This window comes from Chelativorans sp. ZYF759, assembly GCF_012911015.1.
In the GTDB taxonomy this organism is placed as follows: Bacteria; Pseudomonadota; Alphaproteobacteria; order Rhizobiales; family Rhizobiaceae; genus ZYF759.
The window spans coordinates 248124-268705 of the sequence record NZ_WVVV01000005.1; the positions used below are offsets into that span (position 1 = coordinate 248124).

Below are 20582 nucleotides of genomic sequence, written 5' to 3' on the forward strand. Positions count from 1 at the left end.
CAGGGCTGCACGCGACGCGTGCTCCTCTCGGCCCTGAAGCCCGCTCCACGCCGGCGCTCAGGTCAGATAGCGTCTGGGAAAGGTGGAGACCGCGTGGGAAGCCACCGCGACCCCGTGTGCGAGCGCTGCATGCGGCGACGCCCCCGCGACGTGGGCTGCAAGAAAGGCCGCATTGAAGCTGTCGCCCGCGCCGACGGTGTCGATCACCTCCACCTGTGGGGCCGACGCGGTGTGGCGAACCCCGTCTCTGATGCATATCGCACCCGCAGGTCCGCGTTTGACCACCAGCGTCGCACCCTTCGGCAGGCGCCCGGCCAGGGCATTCACGTCGGCGCCCCGGGCAAGGGCGGTAACCTCCTCCTCGTTCAAGAGTGCATGGTCGGTCAGAGCCAGCCATTCGGCAAACATCGCGTGCAGCTCTGCCGCCCATCCTTGCGGCGGCCAGCCGGGGTCGATCGCCGTCGCCCATCCACGCGCCCTCAGCCCGGCCAGGATCCCAGCCGTCGCATCGCGAATGGCCGGCATCAGCAGGTTGCCGGACAAGAGAGCGACCGCGCCGGGCCGTGGGGCGGCAGGAACCCGGCTCATCAGGACGTCGGGCGATGCGCGTTGGAGATGACCGGGCGTCGTGAAAAAGGCGCGGTCGCCGCCCTTGTGGACGATGCCGACCGTGGTCGTGGTCATGCCGGGATCGTCGATCCAGTCGCAGCAGGCGGAAGCGAACTCACCGCGAAGCCAGACACCGTTCGGATCGTCTCCGGTCGAGGCAATGAGGAGGTGCGGCTCTCGCAGGCCGGTAAGTGCCAGCGCTGTGTTCCCGGCCGAGCCCCCTGCGCGCATCTCGGCGCGCTCGACCTCGACTTCGGTGCCAATGGCAGGCCAGCAGTCCACCGGACCCATGACGAGGTCGACATTGACGTTGCCCAGAACGAGGATCGGCGCGGTCATGCGGCCTCCCTGCGCAGACGCCCGGCGATCGTCTTCGCCTCCCGGCGGGGGGTGTGGAGACTGGCCGGCAGGTCTGCCTTCTGCCTTCGCCTCCCTTCCTGCACAAGGTCGAGAATGGCCACAGGCTCAACGCGGGCGGGCGACGACGGGGACATAATCTTCCAGCTCGGGCTCGGGGAAACGGATGGTGCGTCCCAGTTCCGACGACATGTAGAGGCCCATCAGCATTTCGACCACGGCGAGGCCGTCATGGAACGTCTCGATCGGCGTCTCGCCCGTTCGAAAACTTTCCACCATGTGGCGGTTCTCGTCGGTGTAGCCATAGATGCCGGCCTCGTCTTCGAGCACCGGCATGAGGCCCTGCTCGGCATTCTGCTTCTCGACGAGGTCTTCACCTTCCGAACCGGTCACGGCACGTGACATGAAGACCTTGAGGCCGGTTGCAAGCGAGTTGAACTCCATCGAATATTCCGGCCCCAGCAGTTCGAGCTGGATACGCAGGCCGGCACCGACATAGGCCCACGAGGTCGTCGCCTCGATCATCAACTGGTTGCCGTCCTCGTCTTCCAGTTCGATAGTGCCGCGCGCGAAATCCTCCGACGGGCGGTTGCGATAGTCGACCTCGGCCCCGAACCGCGACTTCAGGTCCTCGGCGTAGGCGGGCCTCGTCCACTTGAGATTCGCGACAGTGCCATTCACAGCCTTGACCTTGAGCGAATTGCGCGGCGCGCCGGGGGCCGTCAGAAGGTGTCGTGCGACTTCCACGGAGTGGCACATCATGTCCGACAGCACGCCGCCGCCCTGCCTCTCGCCCTGCCAGAACCACGGCTCGTGCGGGCCGGAATGCTCCTCCGCGGCGCGTGCCAGATAGGGCCGTCCGGTGGTCGAGGCGGCGCGCCGCCAGATGATCTCCTTGCCGCGCAGGACCGGCGTACAGAACACCTGGTTTTCCAGATAGCCATGGTTGAGGCCAGCGTCCTCGACAAGGCGCACCATCTCGCGTGCTTCGGCCACGGTCCGCGCCAGTGGTTTCTCGCAGGCGACGGCAAAGACCTTGCTGCGGCCGGCCTTCTTCGCCGCGTGCAGCGCCTTCATCACGTCGAGACGCGTATCGTTGGGCGACAGGATCCAGATGGCGTCGACATCGTCGGCCTCGAGCAGGGACTCCAGCGTCTCGTGGGTCCTGCAGGCACCGAGCCCTTGCTCGGTCACGGCATCGGCGAAACGCTGCCGCTTCTCCGCGCTGCGGCTGTAGACGCCCGTGACGTCGACATTGCGCACACCCACCATCGACTTCAGATGGAAATGCGCAATGAACCCCGATCCCACGAAGCCCACCCGCAAGCGCTCCCTCGTTTCGACCATTCAGCTTCTCCCTAGTTTGGCTTTGCGACGGGACCTGTCGTCCCGCGGATCTTGAGTTCGGTCGGCATCACGATCGGATCGAGCGCCACCTTGCCACCTGCGATGAGTTCCAGGAGCATGGACATGGATTCGCGACCGATATCGGCGCGCGGCTGGCTGACCGTCGTCAGGGGCGGAAAGATCGCCTCGCTCAGATAGATGTCGTCAAAGCCGACGACGGAGACGTCATCCGGTACAGCGCGACCGCGACGGTGCAGTTCGTGAACGGCGCCGAAGGCCGATTCGTCATTGGCACAGAAGATCGCCGTCGGTGGTTCCGGCAGATCGAGAAGCCGGCCACACAGGACCTGACCCGTGTGAAGTTGGTAGTCGCCAAGCTGTTCGTAACCGTCTGGCACCGGCAGCTTTGCGCCCGCCATCGCCGCGCGCCAGCCGTCGCGGCGCAATGTGGACATCCCTTCGGGCAAAGGGCCGGTGATGTGGGCTATCCGCCGATGACCAAGCTCGATCAGGTGACGGACCGCGTCCTGTGCGGCAGCGAAATTGTCGATCTGGACATGCGGAAGGCCGGAATCCTCGATCGTTTCCAGCGCCACGACAACGGGCAATCCTCCCACCAGGCCCTCGGCCTCCAGCCTTGCCGGCAGTTTGCCGGTCATCAGGATCATGCCGTCGGCGTGGCCGTCGCGCAGCATGTCGAAATACTCGCTCTCGCGATCCGGATCGTTTTCCGTGTTGCCCATGAGCACCGAGTAGCCCGCCTCGCGTGCGGCCTGCTCCACGCCTTTCATGACCTCCAGATAGAACGGGTTGCCGATGTCGCGCACGACCATCAGCACGGACATGGAGCGTTGGGTGCGCAGGTTCCGGGCGCTGACATTGGGGCGGTAATTGAGCTCGCGCGCGACGTCGAGGATGCGCGACAGCGTCGGTTCGGCAACCAGGCCGCTGCCCGACAGTGCGCGCGACACGGTGGCAGGCGATACGCCCAACCGCTTGGCGACGTCCTTGATCCTCGGCCGTTCGTTCATGCCCGCATCGCCTGGCCGCGGCCGTAGAAAAGCATCAGCAGCAGAAGCGTGGCGCCAAAAATCATCTGGCGACCGGATTCGTCGATGTTGATAGTCGTCAGGATGCCGGTCAGCACCGTCAGCATCATCGCCCCGGCCATGGTGCCGGTGTAGCCGCCCTTGCCGCCGGCAAGCGACGTGCCACCGAAGACGACTGCGATGATCGATGGCAGCATGTATTGCTCGCCGACATTGGCGAAAGACGAGCCGGAATAGCCGAGCAGGCAGATGCCGGCGATCGCGGCGAAGACGCCCGAAAGAACGAACAGCGAGACGCGGATCGTGGCCACCGGCACGCCGGCCATCCGCGCCGCCTGCTCGTTGGAGCCGATCGCATAGATGCGATAGCCGTAGACCGTGCGCGAGAGCAGGAATGCCAGCAGCAATCCAATCGCCACCCACAGCCAGATGATGCCCGGCAGGCCGAACAGGAACGGTTGGGTGACGAACTGCGACAGGCCGGGCGCCGCCCGCCCGGAGGGAATGCCCTGGCGGATGACGACCAGCAGCCCCTGCAGCACGCCCAGCATCCCGAGCGTCATGACCAGCGGCGGAATGCGCAGCAGCGTGACGCCAAGGCCGTTGAGCAGGCCGAAGAAGGCTCCGGTTGCCACGCAGCCGAGAATGGCCAGCGCGATGCCGCTGTCGGCACCGTTCATCAGATTGCCGGCGATGATGGCGGACAGGGACACGACGCCCCCGACCGACAGATCTATGCCCTCCCTGCCGCCCAGTATCACGAGGTTCTGTCCGGCCGCCACGATGCCGAGCAATGCCGCCACGATCAGCAGCCGCATGATCTGGGTGGGCGAGGCGAAACCGGGTGACAGCAGTTCGCCGGCCGCCAGGAGGAGGACGATCAGCACCAGCGCGACGACGAGCGGCCGTTTGGCAATTTCGGCAAGCATGCTCATGAGCGCGCCCTCCGACCGATCAGGATGCCGGCGACGAGGGCGATCAGGATGGCCAGACCCTGCACCAGATTCTGCCACTCCGACGGCGTGCCGACGAAATAGACCAGCGAGTTGATCAGCCCGATGATCAGTGCCCCGAACACTGAGCCGACCACCGTGCCATGGCCGCCGGCGAGCGCCGAGCCGCCGAGCACCACCGCGGCCACCGAGAACAGCGTCATCTTGCCGCCCACCAGCGGGTCGCCGCTGGCAGTGTCGCCCGTAATGCAGAACGCGGCCAGAGCGGCGAACAGGCCGCAGAGCGCATAGCCGCGCATGCGGATCGCGGTGACCGGCAGCCCGCTCTGATAGGCGCCCTGCACATCGTCGCCCACGGCCAGAAGCTGGATTGCCAGACGGGTGCGCGCAATCAGATAGAGCATGATGGCGAGGACGACGACCGCCCAGAAGACGAAGGGAACCTCGAGGATGCGCCCGCCATAGGCCCGCCAGAAGGTCGCCGGCGCAGGCGTTCCGGCCACCGGCATGACCCAGAGCGCCAGCCCGGTGAAGAAGATCGACGTGGCAAAGGTGGCCACTATCGCCTGCAGGCGGAAGACGGCGACGACGACGCCGTTGACGATGCCGCAGGCGAGCCCGACACCAAGGCCGATGACCATCGCCGCGAGGACGGTGATCGTGTCCCCACCCATCGCGGACATGAAGGCGACGATGACGACGTTGACCAGCGACACGATCGCGCCGACCGAGAGGTCGATGTCGCCGGCGTAGATGACATAGGTCTGCGCGACCGCGAGAAGCATCAATGCCAGGTAGGTCTTCGCCAGCCCGGTCAGCCCCACGAGGCCAACACTGCGTGGCTGCCACAGCCCGTTGAGCGCCAGAAGCACCAGCATGATGACGAGCGCCGGCAGGAACGGATAGCGTTCGATGAAGCGTTTGATCGAGCCGGGATTGCGCGGCGGCTGGGCTACGGCATCGACCATCAGGCGGCCTCGTATGCAGCTTCATAGAGGTGGAAACGCGTCCGATCGGTTCCCGTCAGTTCGCGCGTCACGCGACCGGCATTGAAGACGAGGATGCGGTCGGCATTGGCCAGGAGCTCGACGTCTTCGGACGAATAAAGGATGATCGCCATACCCTCTTGGGCCAGCTTTCGCACCAGCGCGAAGAGATCCGCCTTCGCCGACAGATCGATGCCTTTGGTCGGATCATCGAGCAACAGCACCTGCGGCCGATCGATCAGCCAGCGTGCGATGACGATCTTTTGCTGGTTCCCGCCCGACAGCGAGCCGATCGGGTGCGAGAAGCCGGCGAACTTGGTGTTCAGTGCCGCGAGCGCCGGCGTCGCCTTGGCGCGCAAGGTGCTGGCGCTTGCGAGCTTCAGCCGGTTGCGGAGGAAATGGATCGGCGTCACGTTTTCGAGGATTGTCCGGCCCTGGATGATGCCGTCGCGGCCGCGGTCACCCGAGACATAGGCAATGCCTGCGCGGATGGCCACGCGCGGGTTTGCGGGCACGAAGGGCTGGCCGTCAAGCGCAATGTCGCCCGCAGCGGCCGGCGCCGCGCCGAAGAGGGCGCGCAGCACGGCTGACTGACCCTGCCCGTGCAGGCCACCGAACCCGAGGATCTCGCCCTGCCGCAGATCGAACGAAACCTCCGAGAAACCCTTGCCCGACAAGCCGCGGAGCGACAGCGCCACAGCCCCGGGGGATGCGGCGGCCTCCGCCTGCGCGGGTACGACCAGAGAGGTCTCTTCGCCGACCATCATGCGGACCACCTCCGCCGGACTGGTATCGGCGATGCGCGTGGTGCCGACGGTGCGCCCGTCACGCAGCACGGTGACCCGGTCGCCGATCGCAAATATCTCGTCCATGCGGTGCGATATGAAGACGATCGCGCGCCCTTCGCCCTTGAGACGGCGGAGTATCTCGAAAAAGCGGTCAACCTGGGTGCGGTCAAGGGCCGATGTGGGTTCGTCGAAGATGAGCACCGGCGCTTCCGTGGCCAGCGTCTTCATGATTTCCACCAGCTGGCGCTGGTCGGCGCGCAGCACGTCCACTGTCGTGTTCGCGGCGAAATCCTCGCCGGTGACCCCGTCGAAAAGCGCAATGTAACGCGCCGCGCGAGCCGACAACGCCTTGCGGTCGACGAACGGCCCTGTCATCGGCAGGTCCGGCAGGCAGATATTCTCCTCGACCGTGCGTCGAGCCGCGAGGCTCAGTTCCTGATAGAAGATGCCGATGCCCAGCGCCTTGGCCGCGCGCGGCCCGCTGACGGCAACCGGCGCGCCGTCCAGCACCACCTTTCCCTTGTCCGGCTTCACCGAACCGGCCACGATCTTGCAAAGAGTGCTCTTGCCCGATCCGTTCGAGCCGATGAGCACATGCACCTCGCCCGCCTCGAGATCGAGGTCGCCGTGACTGAGCGCCACCGTGGCGCCGTAAGCCTTGCTCACGCCGCTGATACTGAGCTTCGCCATGTCGGGAATATCCCACAGAGCCTGGTCTGGAGGCGGGGACAAGGCCCCGCCTCCAGATCGGGAGGAACGATCTACTCGAAAAGCGCCTCGGCGTCGTCGATCGAAAGCACGCTCGTGTAGGAATAATGCCCCGGCTGGCCTTCGACCTGGGCCGCGGCCTCCGCCAGGTTTTCGGAACTGATGAACGGGATCGGCAGATACATGGCGTTGCCATACTGGCCCGCCGTCGCCGGCTCCTTCAGTTCTCTGCCCTCGAGCATGAACACGGCGACATTGAGTGCCGAAGCCATGACGCCGGGAGGGTTCACGGTGGCGCCGGAGTTGAGGTTCTCCGAGGTCCACAGATCGATGAAGTCCTTGCGGATCTCGCCGGTGGCCGCGATCTGGTCGGCCTTGCCCGCGTCCATGATCGAGCGCCAGGCGCCGGCGGCCATGCCGTCCTGCACCCACACGCCGTTGATGTCCGGGTTGGTGGCCAGGATGTTCTGCATGGCCTGCTGGCCCTGCGCCTGGTCCCAGTTGGCGTTGACCTCGTTCACGACCTCGATGCCGGGATGCTGCTCGAACACCGAGCGGTAGCCCGCCACGCGCATTTCGTTGGCCGGGTGACCGGCCACGCCGTTGATGGCAACGACCTTGCCTTCCCCGCCCAATGCCTCTGCCAGCCATTCGGCGCCGGCGGCACCCCATGCGGTCTGGTCGATGCCGATATAGATCGCGTCGGGCGACGATACTTCGGCGTCGGTCGAAATCACGAGGATCCCGGCTTCCTTGGCCTGCGCGAAGACGGGGTCAAAGGCCGTCGGGCTGTTGGGGTTGATGATGATGGCGTCGACACCCTCGCTGATGAAGTTGCGCACATGGGCGATCTGGCCGGGCACGTCGACATTGGCGCTCTGCACCACGACTTGGACGTTGTGGCCCCTGTCGGACCAGGCCGCAGCGGCGGCCTGCGCCTCGTCGATCATCTGCGTGCGCCACTCCGAGCCGACCCAGCCATTGGACAGGCCGATCTTGAAGTCTGCGGCGAAAACCGCCGAGGTCGAAATGGCGGCCGAAGCGACGCCCGCAAGCGCCAGTAGTGCAAATTTCTTCACAGGTCTTCCTCCCTTGGTAAAGCTTGTAAATCGACTTTAGGACGAAGATGAAATCGATTTCAAGCCGGAAATGATGCGGTCTGCGGAAGGGCCTCCTGTCAGGTGTCCGCCCCCGTGCGGCCGAAGGATGCCAGTTCGGCTGAACTTTCAATGGCTGAGGAAGATCGCGAAGACCGACCCGTTCCTCACAGCGTTCTTTTCGGCGTCGACGAAGTCCCGATTCCAGGTGGCGCGACCCGCGCCCGCCGCCCGTCCGGCACTTTCGGCAACCTGATCTGGAACGCGTCGGCGACCTGATCTGCAAATGGCAACCGATCCTGATCGAGCCAGATACGGCCCCGGTCCACGGGCCTTGCGCGGGCGCTGCCCTTCGCCGTCATCTGTTGGCTCTGAAAATGATACACCGAGTGCTACACGGCGCGATACACCGTCACTGTGGGCCATCTCCGGTCTCCCGATTCGGGGCGGGAGGCGTTCCGATTGCCGGGAATGGCAGGCAAAGAACTGGCGGAGAGTGCCCTACGGGCTGGCGGAGAGGGGGGACTCTACCCCGCAATCGGGCAAAACAAGGCTTTTCCGGCCATTCAGCGCAAAGGCCCGGCATCAGCGATACTTTCCACGATACCTACCACGATACACAACGTTTGAGAGCCCCGCTTCTGCAGCAGGTTCCAATGCGCGTGGCTCCGGATGTGCCGGGCAACCCGGTGAGTACTTCAAGGGCTTGAAGAGCGTAGACAAGATGCTGGTAAAAGAGGATTCTGATAGCGCTGGCTAAGAGGGTTCTCAGTGAGTGAATTACCGTCCAATTCAATGCTCTGGTAATCGAGTGGCTGGGGGACCTGGATTCCCGGCCAGAAGAAGGGCGCTTCCCGGCTAGATCTTTGAGATCGCTGGGAATTTCAGTCGGACGAAGCGGTCTTGCCACATTTCGTGCATCACCTGTGTGCCCAGATCCGAGGGCGACGTCAAGAGCCCGGTCTGGTGCCGGAGTGCCTGTCAGGAGAGACCAATTGATGCCATGGCGACACACGAGAAATTATGGGATGGCACGCCCTCCTCGGGCGCCCTGCTACAATGCGGGGTGTCGATCGCGGAGAGGAGAGCGAACCATGAGCATTTTCGTTTTGGGCGTGGACCTTGGCAAGACGTTCTGCAGCCTGGTTGGACTTGATGAGGAGGGCGCGGTGGTGCTGCGGCGCACGATCCGGCGGAGCGGATTGTTGAAGACGATAGAGAAACTGGAGCCGAAAGTGGCCGCGATGGAGGCGTGCTGTGGTGCGCACTTCTTCGGTCGCCAGTGTCAGGCGCACGGCATCGAGGTCCGGCTGATGCCTTCGGTCTACGTGAAGCCCTATGTGAAGACGAACAAGAGCGATGATCGGGATGCCGAGGCGATCGCGGAAGCCGCGACCCGGCCGACCATGCGTTTCGTGCCGCTGAAGAGCCAGGAACAGCTGGACCTGCAATCGGTGCATCGGCTGCGCGATCGCCTCGTCGGCGAGCGGACCGGTCTCATCAACCAGTTGCGCGCCTTCCTGTTCGCGCGGCATCTCAATCCCGAAGAAGAAGGCCAGCCTTGCCCACTACATGGGCGAGATTGAAGCGGGAGTGGCACCGGAGGGGATATCGAACCTGGTTCGTTCTGTCCTGCTCGACATGTGGCGGGACTGGCAGCGCCTGGATGAACGCATCGCACAATCCGAGGCGACTATCGCGCAGGCCTGCCGCAACGACGAACGAATGAAGCAGCTCATGACAGTGCCTGGCATCGGGCCACTCACCGCCTCGGCCCTGGTTGCCGCGATCGGTGACGGCAGCGCGTTTGCGAAGGGCCGCGACCTGTCGGCCTGGCTGGGGCTTGTTCCGCGCCAGTCGAGCACTGGCGGCAGGACCAGACTGCTTGGCCTCTCCAAGAGAGGCAATGTTTACCTGCGCAAGCTGTTCATGCATGGCGCGCGGTCGGTCCTGCGCACGTCCCCAGCGCCGTTGCAAGCTTGGCTGGAGGGCCTGCGTGGCAGGATGCATGTGAACAAGGTGGTGGCGGCGCTGGCCAATCGGCTGGCGCGTATTGCCTGGGCGATCCTGAACAGCGGGCAACCTTTTGCAGCCAGGCAGCCCAGGGCAGCGGCGACGGCTTAACGAACCGGCGGCAACTACGACCGCCAACGAAATCTGCGAGCGGAAGGGAGGATAGCCAGTCGATCGGCGCCTGGAAGAACCTGAGGGAAATGAAGGCCGTCCGCGGCCGAGGAAATTATGAGGATCCAGGCGCGCGAATCTCCACCGTGGTCAAAGGGCGAGCCCTTACGCAAAGACCGGATACATTGATGCAGACTGCAACAGCCATTCGACATTCATCTTGCAGACGGAGGGCGGGCCATACATCATTTCCCGCAGTGGTCGGATGGGTTGACGCCAACCTCCAAACCGGGGTGGTTTCCTGCTTGACACTTCGGATTTTGGCGGAGTTCCGCAAGCTTGTCCGCAAACGATCGAGTTGCGACAGTCGACGCCGACGCTCGGCAAAGCCTTCAAACGGCCCCGCTCTCTCGAAGCGTCTCCTTGATTAGTTTGAAGGCTGTTTTGCCCGGTCGGCCTGCGCAATAGAGGTGTAAGCTGGAACCAGATCGTGGACCAGATGGGCTGTTCGCGGGCGACGGTAGCGACGCAAGCCCTGTGGGCATGGTACATGCGCCTGGCTCCCTGTTCGACAAGCGGCTGCTTGCCACGATGCAGCGCGGTAGTTTCGTGGCCGACGCGATTACAGAACCCCTCCAGACGCGCCTTCTCGCTGATGCAGCGGCACTCGGGCTGGCAATAATTGGTGGCCGTGCCATGACTGGCGGTCAGTTCGAACTGCTCGGCCGGTTCCTGGGTGTGTTCAATGATCCGCGTGACCCGCAGCAGGACATAGCGTCGCGCTGGGCGACTTGAGTAACCGGCAGGAACTGCGATCGGCACTGGGCGAGAACGTCAGCGCCGCTTCTCCTCTGCGTCACCGACGCCAAGCTCGTGGATCAACGGCAGAACCACATCGCTGCGAATTTCGAGGGTGGCAACGGTTACCGGAAGTCGGAACCGTCGCGGGCCAGCACTGCCGGGATTGAGAAAGAGAACGCCTTCGATCGTTTCGACGCCCGCACGATGGGAGTGGCCCGAGATCACCATATCTATTCCGTCGCCCAAGTTATCGCCCGCCAACTGTTTGCGGTCGTGAACCACGAAAATGCTCCGGCCGAAGAGATTAAGCCTTAGCGTCTCGGGAAACCTTGAAGCCCAATCCGCCACATCGACATTGCCGCGGATGGCTGTGACCGGTGCGATGGCTTCAAGCCGGTCAATGATTTCCGGGCTGCCGATGTCACCCGCATGGATAATGTGTTCGACGCCGCCAAGCAGCTCGACCGCTTGCTCGCGCAAGAGGCCGTGTGTGTCTGAGATGATGCCGATGATGGACATGACTAGCCGAGATAACGGTTCTCTCGGTGCCATGCGAGCGCTTCAGCCGAGGGGAGCGCTTCAATTGAGCGCGGCGGCCGGACCCAGGTGCCGTGGAAATCGTAATAGTGCCGACCATTGTCGAAATCGTCCTTCAATCGATGGCTGACTTCGAAGCGCTTGTCAGGCGAGACGGTCACATAGCCGAGATCGAACAAACGGTGGATGTCGGTTCTCAGCAGCAAACCGTTCGAAGGGTCGTGATCCCCTCCAGCATGGAAGGAGTGAATGTGGGCGGCATCGAGTATAGGCAGCGTCTTTTCGCCCGAGACAGCGCAGCGCCGTTCGTAGCTGTCGGTAACGCTCAGTCGGAACGCGCCCTGTCCCAGGCGCGGCTTGATAAGGGTAGGGTTGCCATACCGTACGACGTCGGTTTCGATAATGGTCGATCTGCCTGCCTGCATCCGGTCAGCAACCGCTTGCCAAAGGTGTAGTCCATCACGGTCCTCTACCGAGAACCGCTTGCCTGTGACGATGTTAGGCGACCAGCTTTCAGGGACCGGCACCCACATGTCACGCGGCCAAAAGAATGGCTGTGTCAGGATCCGGCAGCCAATGACTGGCTCATGACGGTCGTCGAGTACGGCCGGATCACGCCGGTAGTGAGCGATTCGCGCCCGCATCTCTCACCGGGTCGTCACACCGTTCTTCTGTTCGAGCGCCTCCCAGGCAAGTGAAAGTGGCGCGAGTGACGCGTGGCTAAACACGCCGCCGCCGACGATGAAGTTGTTGGGCGAGTGGAGCTTGAAGAGAAAGAGTTCGCCAGGCTGCAGTGCCTTGAACCGTGTGTTGCCGCTTGGCTGCCAGAAATTGACCTCATCGTGCGGCGCTGAAGCAGCCAACATGTCGAACCACGCCTTGTCGGTGACCGCTACAAACAGCCGAACCATTCGTGGTCCTTATCTGAGTCCCTCTGTGGAGAGCCTAGCCCACCCAGAACTCAAGTGCGAGCGTGGCAGGCGGTAGCGAACGCTTCGCCAATCGGCCGTGATTGTGAAGATAGCCTACTTCGCTCAAAGCTGAGAAGACCTCGCGGTAGCCAGCAGGTTTTCGGGAAGCGGATTTATCCACGTCCTCAAAATGGGAGTCATCATGGTCGTATCCCAGACAAGCGGAGACCAGAGATGCTGACCATGGAAATGCTGTTCATCGCAGTCGTCATTCTGACGATCACGAGCGCCGCGGCCGCCGTCGCCCTGTCATCGGACGAGACCATGCAACGCGTCGTAGTCGTGCGCCTGGTTCGTATCGCTTTTCTTGGTGCCTGCGCAATCGTCATGCTGCTGCTCCAAGAAGCCCCTCCAAATTGCGGGTCTGCATCACGGGTCTTTTGCCTCGAGCGCTCCTTGGAGGGCGTTTTGTGTCAGATAGAACAGCCACTCGCCGACCAGTGTAGGGGTCCCGTCCTCCCTTTCCAGCGCTACGTCCTGCTTGATGATGACACCTTCGGAGCGAGGCCGGATCTCGCTGATGCGGATGCGGGCACGGAAGGACGCGCCGACGGGAAGCGGTGCGACGAAGCGCAACCGGTCGAATCCGTAGTTGAGGATGTGATTGGGATCGAACCCGCCGAACCCGCGAACCGTTTCGCCATGAAGACGGGTAAGATTGGCAACCTGAAGAAAGCCGGGCACGATGGTTCCGGCATAGGGTCCTTCGCGGGCCGCCCGTTCGGGGTCGAGATGGATCCATTCGCCTTCGCCATCGCCTGAAACAACGGCGTAGTGGTTGACTGTTTCCTGATCGATGACGCGCCAGGGCGAGACGTACTCCTGCCCGAGTAGTGCGTTCAGCTTTTCCGACGCAAAATGGTCCAGCGCTCCGCGTTCCGACATCGGTCTCTCCTCGATTGTCATCTGCTGTCTCAGTCCGCCACCACGCGCGTCCAGATCGCAGTTAGCCCATTAGCCAAGCGGCCAGGCTCGTCGGCCCAGTGGTGCAGGCTCGGCGTCCGTGCTGTGAAGATGTTGCTCAGCAGCTCGTCGGCCATCGCTACGAGTGCGCGTGCGCGCAGAACCTTCTCGTCGCGCGGCAGTGGGCCAGGCATGTTCGCTGCGATTATCTGCGACCACCGGTGGTTCGAGGCGTCATGCCACAAGGCGAATTCCGGGCGCTCGCGACCAAGTGCGGACTGCCCTGCGAGAAAGGGGGCGTTACGCGCGTACAGCGCAATGTAGAAGGCGTTGGTTACGCGGATGCGCTCTTCGAGGCTTCGTCCGCGCAGGCGTGGCCGGACGCGATAAACGGCGGCCCAGAACATACGGTAGACGACCACCGCGATCCGCGAGCGATCCGGGTAGTAGAGATAGAATGTGCCGCGGGCCATGCCGATGGCGGCGCAGATGCCGTCAACCGTCAGGCCCTCATATCCCTTGGAAGCCAGTTCCCGTGCGGCCGAGGCGAGAATTTTCGCCCTCGTACGTGCCCGCTTCGGACGCCCGCGCATATTCACCGCTCGTCGCGCCAGCAGTTCCACAAATTCGAAAGCCGCAGCCTCCGGCGGCTCGTCCAAACTCATTATCTGTGGTTGCCCATCCATAAATCGGACATTGACGGGATAAAGAAATGACGTCAATGTCATTAATGACGGTAACGTCGGAAATAGGTGCGATGACGCAGGGAAGAGCCCCGATCCGATTCCAGAACGTATCGCGCGCCTTCGGTAGCGTGGTGGCACTGGACGATTTTTGCCTGGACGTGAAGGCGGGGGAGTTCGTGACCCTCCTCGGCCCAAGCGGTTCTGGCAAGACCACCGCCCTCAACATCGTCGCGGGCTTTGATCGCGCCACCTCGGGCGAAGTTTTCATCGGTGAGCGCGCCGTCGGAGCGTTGCCACCGGAACGGCGCAATGTCGGCATGGTCTTCCAGAGCTTCGCGCTCTTTCCGCACATGAGCGTGTTTGAGAACGTCGCTTTTCCCCTCCGCATGCGCAAGGTCGCAGCCTACGAAGTCAGAGCCCGCGTGGAGCGAACGCTCGAGATGGTCCAGCTCGGCGGCTACGCCGGCCGGCGCCCTGGCGCGCTGTCGGGCGGGCAGCGACAGCGCGTGGCGCTGGCGCGCGCCGTCGTGGCCGAGCCGCCGGTTCTCCTGATGGACGAAAGTCTCTCGGCGCTCGATCTCAAGCTGCGCGAGGACCTTCAGGAGGAGGTTCGCAGGTTGCACCGTACGCTTGGCACCACAATCATTTTCGTGACGCATGATCAGGGCGAGGCACTCGTTCTATCCGACCGAATCGCCCTTATGAACCACGGCCGGCTTTGCCAACTTGATACGCCCACCACTCTCTATGACCGGCCTGCCAGCCGTTTCGTGGCAGATTTCATAGGGCGGACCAACATCGTGCCGATCGATGCTGGTGATCACGCAGCCGCCATTGGCCTTTCCAATGCGCCCGACGGAGCGGTTGCGCTGAGCCTCCGCCCCGAGAAGCTTCGCCGGCAGCCTCCCGCGTTCGGCGGTGGGTTCGAAGCCATTGTTCAGGACGTCACCTTTAAGGGGGCGGCAACCGAGTTCCGGCTGCAGACCGCGAGCGGACTGTCACTGCGCATGTCGGAGGCGAGAGCGACGGCACTCGCCCTTCCTGAAATCGGGCAAACCGTGCGGCTCAATGTCGTGCCGGAAGATGCGACGCCGCTCTACGAATGAACCAACTAATGGGAGAAATGCTATGAAAGGTCTGACGAGAAGAAGCCTGCTTGCAGCTACCGCCACCCTGCCGCTGTTTGCCGTTGCAGCTACCGCGCAGAGTAGCGAGCTGACCTATGCGGGATCCGGCGGCGGGTTGGCCCAGGTCATGGACATTCTGTTCGACAAACCATTCGAGGCGGAGACCGGCATCCGGATCAGGGCGATTGCGACGACCGACCGAATTTCAGCGATGCGGGCGATGATGCAGGCTGGTAACCCGATCTGGGATGTGGCCGAGTTGACGCCCGTCGAATATGCGACCGCCTCAATCGAAGGCTGGCTCGAGCCGATCGATTGGTCGGTAGCCGATCCGGACAACCTCCTTCCGGAGGAAGCCAAGCTCGAGGATGCCGGCGTCGCGGCGACCTTTTCGACGATCCTGGCGCAGCGCACCGACATGTTGCCCGAGGGGCAGCAGATGGCCTCCTGGGCTGATTTCTGGGACGTGGAGGCCTTCCCCGGCCCACGCGCCCTCCAGGATTCGGTAATGGAGAACCTGGAATTCGCACTAATCGCCGACGGCGTGTCGCCGCGGGAGGTCTACAACGTCTTGTCGACCGAGGAAGGCGTAGACCGTGCCTTTGACAAGCTCGACGAAATCAAGCCGCACGTTGCCGCTTGGTGGTCGGCAGGGGCGCAGCCGGTCCAGATGCTGGCTGATGGCGAAGTCGCCTTTACGACTGCCTGGAACGGCCGCATTACCCAGCTTAGACAGGATGGCATTCCGGTAGAGACCATGTGGAATGGAGGCGCCCTGAAGCCCTCCTATGTCGGCATCCTGAAGGGCACACAGCACAAGACCGAGGCCGAGCAGTACATCCACTTCATGATCGGCGATCCTGAGCGCAGTGCCGAATTCGCTGCGATGGTTGCTTACCCAGGCATGGTGCAGGGCCTCTACGATCATCTCGATCCGGAGGTCGGACGCGAACTGCCGACCCATCCGGACAACATGGCCAGCCAGTTCGTGGTGGACGCCGTGTTCTGGGCCAGGAACATGGATGCGCTTCAGGAGCGTTGGCAGGAATGGCTTCTAGACTGAAACCGCTCTAGCGGCGGCGCATCGCGCGCCGCTGCCGTCTACCTCAATCGGATTTGAATGATGCGCTTCGGCGAACGCCTAACCCTTCTGCCCGCAGCTCTACTCGTGCTCGCGATGTTCGCGGTGCCGGTTGCGTTCGTCTTTGCCGAGGCGATCTTTACCCCCGGGTTTTCGCTCGCCCATTTTGACCGCTTCTTTTCGCGACCTGTCTATCTCTCCGTCTACCTCAACACGCTTGTGGTGTCGGCGGTGGTCGCTTCAATCTGCCTGGTGATTGGCTATCCGATGGCGCTGTTTATCGTGAGCCAACCGCCGGCGCGGCGGCCGCTGCTACTGTTCCTCGTCCTCGTGCCGCTGTGGATGAGCATCCTCGTGCGCACCTATGCCTGGATGGTAGTCCTTGGCAGGGAAGGCATCATCAACGGCGCCCTGCAATGGGCAGGCCTGACAGACGGCCCGCTGACATTGATGTTCACCACCGGGGCCGTCTTTGTTGCCATGGTCCAGATCCTGCTCCCGATCATGGTCATCACCTGCTACTCAATCATGACGGAGATCGATCCCACGCTGGTGCGCGCGGCGCGCATCTGCGGGGCCAGCGGCCTCGCTGCTTTTCGCAAGGTCTTCTTACCGCTCAGCATGGAAGGCGCCATCACTGGCTGGTCGGTAATCTTCATTCTGTCGATGGGCTTCTTCATCGTGCCGGCGCTGGTCGGCGGTCGACGTGATGTCCTTCTCGGCAACATGATCGTCAACCAGGTTGGACAGGCGAACTGGGGCTTTGCCGGGGCGCTGGCCATCATTTTGCTGGTCTCGACGATCGTGCTGCTAGGGCTGGTGCGCCTCGTCATGGGACGCTTTGTCTATTCACCGCGCGAGGCGCAGGCATGAGGTCTCCGACTCGCATTCTCGCCGGCTTGCTTTTCGCGCTGGCAGTGCTCTTCCTCTTCTTTCCAATCCTGATTGTCGCGCCGATGTCGTTCAGCGGGGACCGCTTCCTCGGCTTCCCGCCGCGGAGCTGGGGGTTGACCTGGTATCAGACCTATTTCTCCGATCCTGGCTGGCTCGCCGCCACGTGGCGTTCGCTGCGGATCGCGTCGCTCGCCAGCCTCATCGCCACCCTTGTTGGAACCGCGAGCGTTGTCGGCCTCGCCAGACTCTCGGGCCGCTGGCGGGCTGGTGTCACGGGTATGCTGCTGGCGCCGGCCATCGTGCCCAACGTAATCATCGCACTCGGTGTCTTCATGCTCGCGCTGCGCTTCGGCACGACCGACAGCGAGGTGACGCTTATCCTCGCGCATTCCGCGATTGGGCTGCCTTTCGTCGTGATGATCGTCGGCGCTGCTTACCGACAGACCGACCCGATGCTGGAGAAGGCAGCGCGCGTCTTTGGCGCAGGTCCGCTGCGTGCCTTCTGGACGGCGACAGTACCGCCGCTTGCGCCCGGCATCCTCGCCGCCTTCATCTTCGCCTTCTTCGTATCCTTCGATGAACTCGTCATAGCCCTGTTTCTGATGGGCGGATCTGAGACGTTACCGGTTCGGATCTGGAACGATCTCCGCTTCGAGATCAACCCGACCATCGCCGCTATCTCGACCTTCTTCGTCGTCGTAACCGTTCTCGCCATGACACTGGCGGAAGTCCTGCGCATCCGCGCCACAAGAAGACAGGGAAGCAATTGATGTTCAGATACGAGAAGTCTGAGGGAATCGGGATTATCACACTCGACAACCCGCCGGTCAACGTCCTTACGCCGGAACTGCATGAGGAACTCTACAGCATCCTAAAGGATTTCTACTCCGATCCGGAGGTTCGCTGCGGCATCTGGACAGGCGCGGGCGACCGCGCTTTCTGCGCCGGCGACGATGTGAAGACGGTCCGGCCCGAAAGGACGACGCCTGAGATCGTAGACCGTCACCTCACGCCGCGACGTGAGGGCGATGCGGCGGAGTATCCCGGATGGGAACAGGAGATCCTGTCGCTGAAGCGCACAAAGCCGATAATCGCTGCGGTCAACGGCGCCTGCATGGGCCAAGGCATGATCTATCTGCTCCTTCTGACGGATCTGCGGATCGCTGCGCCGAATGCGCGTTTCGGGATGCCCGAGATCGCATACGGGATGCCCGGGGCAGGCGGCGTCACGCGCCTGGGGCGCCAGATCCCCCAGACGGCGGCACTGTGGCTGGCACTCACTGGCGAGGCAATTGGCGCAGAGGAGGCCAGGCGCTGTTTCCTTGTCAACGAGGTGGTGGAACTCGATCGCTTGATGGACCGTGCCCGAGAGATTGCGGTCCGCATTGCGGCGCTGCCACCGCGCGCGGTGCGCGTCGAGATGGAGACATTCTACCGCTCTCTCGACCTCAGCCGCGACGATGCCATGGCTCTTTCCAGCCACATGTACCAACTCGTCCGGGCGACCTTCGACAAGACGCCCCCGCTTGCTTCGAGGGAGAAGTGAAGATGGCCCGCGATCCCGGCATTGTCGAAATGCAGGAAGCCGAGCGCAGACTCGCGGCGACCGACTTTCCCTCCTCGATCGGTGCTTTCGTCGCTGAGCGCGCCGCCGCGATGGGCGACGCGCCGGCCGCCGTCTGGTTCGAGACCAGCGAAACGCTGAGCTATGCCGATCTCCACCGTCGCTCCGACGCGCTGGCAGCCAGCCTTCTGGCACGCGGTATCCGCAAAGGCGCACATGTCGCGCTGATGATGCCCAACGGCCCGGAGTTCGTGCTCTCCTGGTTCGCGCTGGCCAAGCTGGGCGCGGTGCTGGTGCCGACGAACACCGCCTATACGAGTTCGGAACTCGACTACCTGCTAAACCAATCCGATGCCCAGGCGCTGATCGTCGATGCCTCGTTGCTCCCCGCTCTCGAGGGAATGGCGAAGCGGCCATCATGCCTCGACGATGCCCGCGTCTTCGTCCGCGGTGGAGGCGCTCCCTATGTGTCGCTCGACGAGATGCTTGATGAAGAGAGGGAATGGAAAGCCCCTTGGCCGGTCGTGGCGACAGACCTGGCCAGTCTTCAATACACTTCAGGCACAACCGGCTTTCCCAAAGGCTGCATGCTGACGCACGACTATTGGCTGCTTCTTGCGTTCGCAGCCGCGGTCGGTATGGGCAGTGATAAGGTCAAGCGATCGCTCCTGTGGGCACCCTTCTTCTACATGGATCCGCAGTGGCAGCTCCTCATGACGATGCAGCTCGGCGCCACTGCATATGTGGCCAGAAGAATGAGCCTTTCACGGTTCTTCGACTGGGTACGGGACCTCGAGATCAACTACACCTATTTCCCCGAGGCGGCGTTGAAGACCCTGAAGCCGAGCCCGGCCGACAAACAGATGTCGCTCCGCTACATTAACGCGTTTGGATGGTCTCCAGCTTCGGCGAAGGAGGCGGAGGAGCGCTTCGGAGTGGTTGCCCGCGATTCCTTCGGCATGACCGAGATTGGCGCAGGCATGATGGTGCCGATTTCCGCCACCCACAAGCTGGACAAGCGCACCTGCGGAATAGCCGCGCCCTTCCGTGAAACGCGCGTGGTCCGGGAGGACGGAAGTCTTTGCGCGAATGGTGAGGCGGGCGAGCTTCATGTCCGGGGCCGCAGTATTTTGCTTGGCTACTACAAGCGCCCAGACGCCAACGCCGACAGTTTCGATGGCGATTGGTTCAGGACAGGCGACCTCTTTATCCAGGACGAAGATGGCTATCTGAGCATCGTTGGCCGTATTAAGGACATGGTGCGCCGCTCAAGCGAGAACATATCAGCGCGCGAGGTCGAGGCCGTGCTGGAAGAATTCGATGGGGTCGAGGAGGCAGCTGTCGTTCCGGTGCCGGATCCACTGCGCAAAGAAGAGGTCAAGGCCTATCTGAAGCTGAAAGTTGGCGTGGATCGAAACGCATTCTCACTAGACCACCTGTTCGGACATTGTCGGCAGAGGCTGGCCGCCTTTAAGGTGCCGCGCTATGTCGCCTTCATTGACGACTATCCCCGTACTCCCTCGCACAAGATCGCCAAGCAAAAGCTGATCGCCGCCACGGACGACTTACGAAAAGACAGCTATGACAGGGTCGAGAAAATCTGGCACCAGGCCTGAAAGCCTGGGACAAACTCTGATGATCTCTTAGGCTGGCAGCTGTCGATTGCCGCATTGCCTTGATCGACGTTGAGTATCTGGCGCTGCCCTCGCTCGTAGCTGCGCAGAACGTTAACCGACCAACGGCTCTAAAGTGTACCGGCGTATGGCCGAAACTGCTGACCGATTGTCCTCCTGCAATATGCAGAGGCTTGGCGCTGGTATCTGAGACCCGGTTCACACAGTCGCGGTCTCGTCATCGAGGGGAGAGCTACACTTCAAAACGGGATAGGCTGACTCCCCGCGGCGCGGGCCGAACAAAATCGAGGCGGAGGTAATGGATACAGGCCTGTCAATCCTTGCCAGCCTCGTGCGGACCGTCGACGATTTCTTCTTGGCGTCCAT

General features: G+C 62.9%; 19 protein-coding genes and 1 pseudogene. 8 read left to right on the top strand and 12 right to left on the bottom strand.

What is annotated here, in order from left to right; all coding sequences use genetic code 11:
- Positions 1-57: 57 nt before the first annotated feature.
- The 7 genes from GRZ55_RS10670 to GRZ55_RS10700 form a co-directional block, all read right to left on the bottom strand.
- Complete coding sequence (locus GRZ55_RS10670) at positions 58-948, bottom strand: carbohydrate kinase family protein (protein WP_169286890.1); 891 nt, start codon at positions 946-948, stop codon at positions 58-60.
- A 126-nt stretch (positions 949-1074) separates the two neighbouring features.
- Positions 1075-2313 carry a Gfo/Idh/MocA family protein gene (locus GRZ55_RS10675; RefSeq protein WP_169286891.1) on the bottom strand — a complete coding sequence of 413 codons (1239 nt, stop codon included), beginning with the start codon at positions 2311-2313 and terminating at the stop codon, positions 1075-1077.
- Between the two features lie 11 nt (positions 2314-2324).
- Positions 2325-3344, bottom strand: a complete 1020-nt coding sequence (locus tag GRZ55_RS10680) for a LacI family DNA-binding transcriptional regulator (protein ID WP_169286892.1) — start codon at positions 3342-3344, stop codon at positions 2325-2327.
- A complete protein-coding gene (locus GRZ55_RS10685) occupies positions 3341-4297 on the bottom strand; it encodes an ABC transporter permease (protein ID WP_169286893.1) in 957 nt (318 codons plus the stop codon). The genes GRZ55_RS10680 and GRZ55_RS10685 overlap by 4 nt, the downstream gene beginning before the upstream one ends.
- Complete coding sequence (locus GRZ55_RS10690) at positions 4294-5283, bottom strand: ABC transporter permease (RefSeq protein WP_169286894.1); 990 nt, start codon at positions 5281-5283, stop codon at positions 4294-4296. The genes GRZ55_RS10685 and GRZ55_RS10690 overlap by 4 nt, the downstream gene beginning before the upstream one ends.
- Positions 5283-6779, bottom strand: a complete 1497-nt coding sequence (locus tag GRZ55_RS10695; RefSeq protein ID WP_169286895.1) for a sugar ABC transporter ATP-binding protein — start codon at positions 6777-6779, stop codon at positions 5283-5285. The genes GRZ55_RS10690 and GRZ55_RS10695 overlap by 1 nt, the downstream gene beginning before the upstream one ends.
- A gap of 71 nt (positions 6780-6850) precedes the next feature.
- A complete protein-coding gene (locus tag GRZ55_RS10700; protein ID WP_169286896.1) occupies positions 6851-7876 on the bottom strand; it encodes an ABC transporter substrate-binding protein in 1026 nt (341 codons plus the stop codon).
- A 1112-nt stretch (positions 7877-8988) separates the two neighbouring features.
- Here GRZ55_RS10700 and GRZ55_RS10705 point away from each other — a divergent pair.
- Together GRZ55_RS10705 and GRZ55_RS10710 are read left to right on the top strand one after the other, a co-directional pair.
- Positions 8989-10018, top strand: a pseudogene (locus GRZ55_RS10705) (IS110 family transposase).
- Between the two features lie 543 nt (positions 10019-10561).
- Complete coding sequence (locus tag GRZ55_RS10710; RefSeq protein ID WP_169286897.1) at positions 10562-10813, top strand: hypothetical protein; 252 nt, start codon at positions 10562-10564, stop codon at positions 10811-10813.
- Between the two features lie 39 nt (positions 10814-10852).
- Here the strand turns inward: GRZ55_RS10710 and GRZ55_RS10715 are convergent, their stop codons facing one another.
- The 5 genes from GRZ55_RS10715 to GRZ55_RS10730 form a co-directional block, all read right to left on the bottom strand.
- On the bottom strand, positions 10853-11338 hold the full coding sequence (locus GRZ55_RS10715) for a metallophosphoesterase family protein (RefSeq protein ID WP_169286898.1): 486 nt from the start codon (positions 11336-11338) through the stop codon (positions 10853-10855).
- A gap of 2 nt (positions 11339-11340) precedes the next feature.
- Positions 11341-12000 (bottom strand): HNH endonuclease, encoded by a 660-nt coding sequence (locus GRZ55_RS10720; RefSeq protein WP_246734672.1) that lies wholly within the window; start codon positions 11998-12000, stop codon positions 11341-11343.
- Positions 12001-12003: 3 nt separating this feature from the next.
- Positions 12004-12267 carry a hypothetical protein gene (locus GRZ55_RS23410; RefSeq protein ID WP_246734673.1) on the bottom strand — a complete coding sequence of 88 codons (264 nt, stop codon included), beginning with the start codon at positions 12265-12267 and terminating at the stop codon, positions 12004-12006.
- 429 nt (positions 12268-12696) lie between these two features.
- Positions 12697-13212: a MaoC/PaaZ C-terminal domain-containing protein gene (locus GRZ55_RS10725; RefSeq protein WP_169286899.1), complete on the bottom strand. Its 516-nt coding sequence runs from the start codon at positions 13210-13212 to the stop codon at positions 12697-12699.
- A gap of 29 nt (positions 13213-13241) precedes the next feature.
- Positions 13242-13958, bottom strand: a complete 717-nt coding sequence (locus tag GRZ55_RS10730; RefSeq protein ID WP_169286900.1) for a TetR/AcrR family transcriptional regulator — start codon at positions 13956-13958, stop codon at positions 13242-13244.
- A 29-nt stretch (positions 13959-13987) separates the two neighbouring features.
- Between GRZ55_RS10730 and GRZ55_RS10735 the strand changes: the two genes are divergently transcribed.
- Genes GRZ55_RS10735 through GRZ55_RS10760 form a run of 6 tightly spaced genes read left to right on the top strand, consistent with a single transcriptional unit; the run spans position 13988 to position 20198 of the window.
- A complete protein-coding gene (locus tag GRZ55_RS10735) occupies positions 13988-15022 on the top strand; it encodes an ABC transporter ATP-binding protein (RefSeq protein ID WP_169286901.1) in 1035 nt (344 codons plus the stop codon).
- On the top strand, positions 15000-16106 hold the full coding sequence (locus GRZ55_RS10740) for an ABC transporter substrate-binding protein (RefSeq protein ID WP_169286902.1): 1107 nt from the start codon (positions 15000-15002) through the stop codon (positions 16104-16106). Before GRZ55_RS10735 ends, GRZ55_RS10740 begins: the two co-directional genes overlap by 23 nt.
- 57 nt (positions 16107-16163) lie before the next feature.
- A complete protein-coding gene (locus GRZ55_RS10745) occupies positions 16164-16997 on the top strand; it encodes an ABC transporter permease (RefSeq protein ID WP_169286903.1) in 834 nt (277 codons plus the stop codon).
- A complete protein-coding gene (locus GRZ55_RS10750; protein ID WP_169286904.1) occupies positions 16994-17788 on the top strand; it encodes an ABC transporter permease in 795 nt (264 codons plus the stop codon). Before GRZ55_RS10745 ends, GRZ55_RS10750 begins: the two co-directional genes overlap by 4 nt.
- Positions 17788-18564 carry an enoyl-CoA hydratase/isomerase family protein gene (locus tag GRZ55_RS10755; RefSeq protein ID WP_169286905.1) on the top strand — a complete coding sequence of 259 codons (777 nt, stop codon included), beginning with the start codon at positions 17788-17790 and terminating at the stop codon, positions 18562-18564. The genes GRZ55_RS10750 and GRZ55_RS10755 overlap by 1 nt, the downstream gene beginning before the upstream one ends.
- Positions 18565-18593: 29 nt before the next feature.
- Positions 18594-20198, top strand: coding sequence for a class I adenylate-forming enzyme family protein (locus tag GRZ55_RS10760; RefSeq protein WP_256379801.1), 1605 nt, complete (start codon positions 18594-18596; stop codon positions 20196-20198).
- Positions 20199-20582: the final 384 nt, after the last annotated feature.

Bases quoted from the DNA above. Each gene is read 5' to 3' on its own strand.
- GRZ55_RS10685 (WP_169286893.1), bottom strand. From the start codon at position 4,297: ATGAGCATGCTTGCCGAAATTGCCAAACGGCCGCTCGTCGTCGCGCTG.
- GRZ55_RS10725 (WP_169286899.1), bottom strand. From the start codon at position 13,212: ATGTCGGAACGCGGAGCGCTGGACCATTTTGCGTCGGAAAAGCTGAAC.
- GRZ55_RS10745 (WP_169286903.1), top strand. From the start codon at position 16,164: ATGATGCGCTTCGGCGAACGCCTAACCCTTCTGCCCGCAGCTCTACTC.
- GRZ55_RS10755 (WP_169286905.1), top strand. From the start codon at position 17,788: ATGTTCAGATACGAGAAGTCTGAGGGAATCGGGATTATCACACTCGAC.
- GRZ55_RS10715 (WP_169286898.1), bottom strand. From the start codon at position 11,338: ATGTCCATCATCGGCATCATCTCAGACACACACGGCCTCTTGCGCGAG.
- GRZ55_RS10740 (WP_169286902.1), top strand. From the start codon at position 15,000: ATGCGACGCCGCTCTACGAATGAACCAACTAATGGGAGAAATGCTATG.
- GRZ55_RS23410 (WP_246734673.1), bottom strand. From the start codon at position 12,267: ATGGTTCGGCTGTTTGTAGCGGTCACCGACAAGGCGTGGTTCGACATG.
- GRZ55_RS10735 (WP_169286901.1), top strand. From the start codon at position 13,988: ATGACGCAGGGAAGAGCCCCGATCCGATTCCAGAACGTATCGCGCGCC.
- GRZ55_RS10670 (WP_169286890.1), bottom strand. From the start codon at position 948: ATGACCGCGCCGATCCTCGTTCTGGGCAACGTCAATGTCGACCTCGTC.
- GRZ55_RS10695 (WP_169286895.1), bottom strand. From the start codon at position 6,779: ATGGCGAAGCTCAGTATCAGCGGCGTGAGCAAGGCTTACGGCGCCACG.
- GRZ55_RS10675 (WP_169286891.1), bottom strand. From the start codon at position 2,313: ATGGTCGAAACGAGGGAGCGCTTGCGGGTGGGCTTCGTGGGATCGGGG.
- GRZ55_RS10750 (WP_169286904.1), top strand. From the start codon at position 16,994: ATGAGGTCTCCGACTCGCATTCTCGCCGGCTTGCTTTTCGCGCTGGCA.
- GRZ55_RS10760 (WP_256379801.1), top strand. From the start codon at position 18,594: ATGCAGGAAGCCGAGCGCAGACTCGCGGCGACCGACTTTCCCTCCTCG.
- GRZ55_RS10720 (WP_246734672.1), bottom strand. From the start codon at position 12,000: ATGCGGGCGCGAATCGCTCACTACCGGCGTGATCCGGCCGTACTCGAC.
- GRZ55_RS10680 (WP_169286892.1), bottom strand. From the start codon at position 3,344: ATGAACGAACGGCCGAGGATCAAGGACGTCGCCAAGCGGTTGGGCGTA.
- GRZ55_RS10690 (WP_169286894.1), bottom strand. From the start codon at position 5,283: ATGGTCGATGCCGTAGCCCAGCCGCCGCGCAATCCCGGCTCGATCAAA.
- GRZ55_RS10710 (WP_169286897.1), top strand. From the start codon at position 10,562: ATGGTACATGCGCCTGGCTCCCTGTTCGACAAGCGGCTGCTTGCCACG.
- GRZ55_RS10730 (WP_169286900.1), bottom strand. From the start codon at position 13,958: ATGACATTGACGTCATTTCTTTATCCCGTCAATGTCCGATTTATGGAT.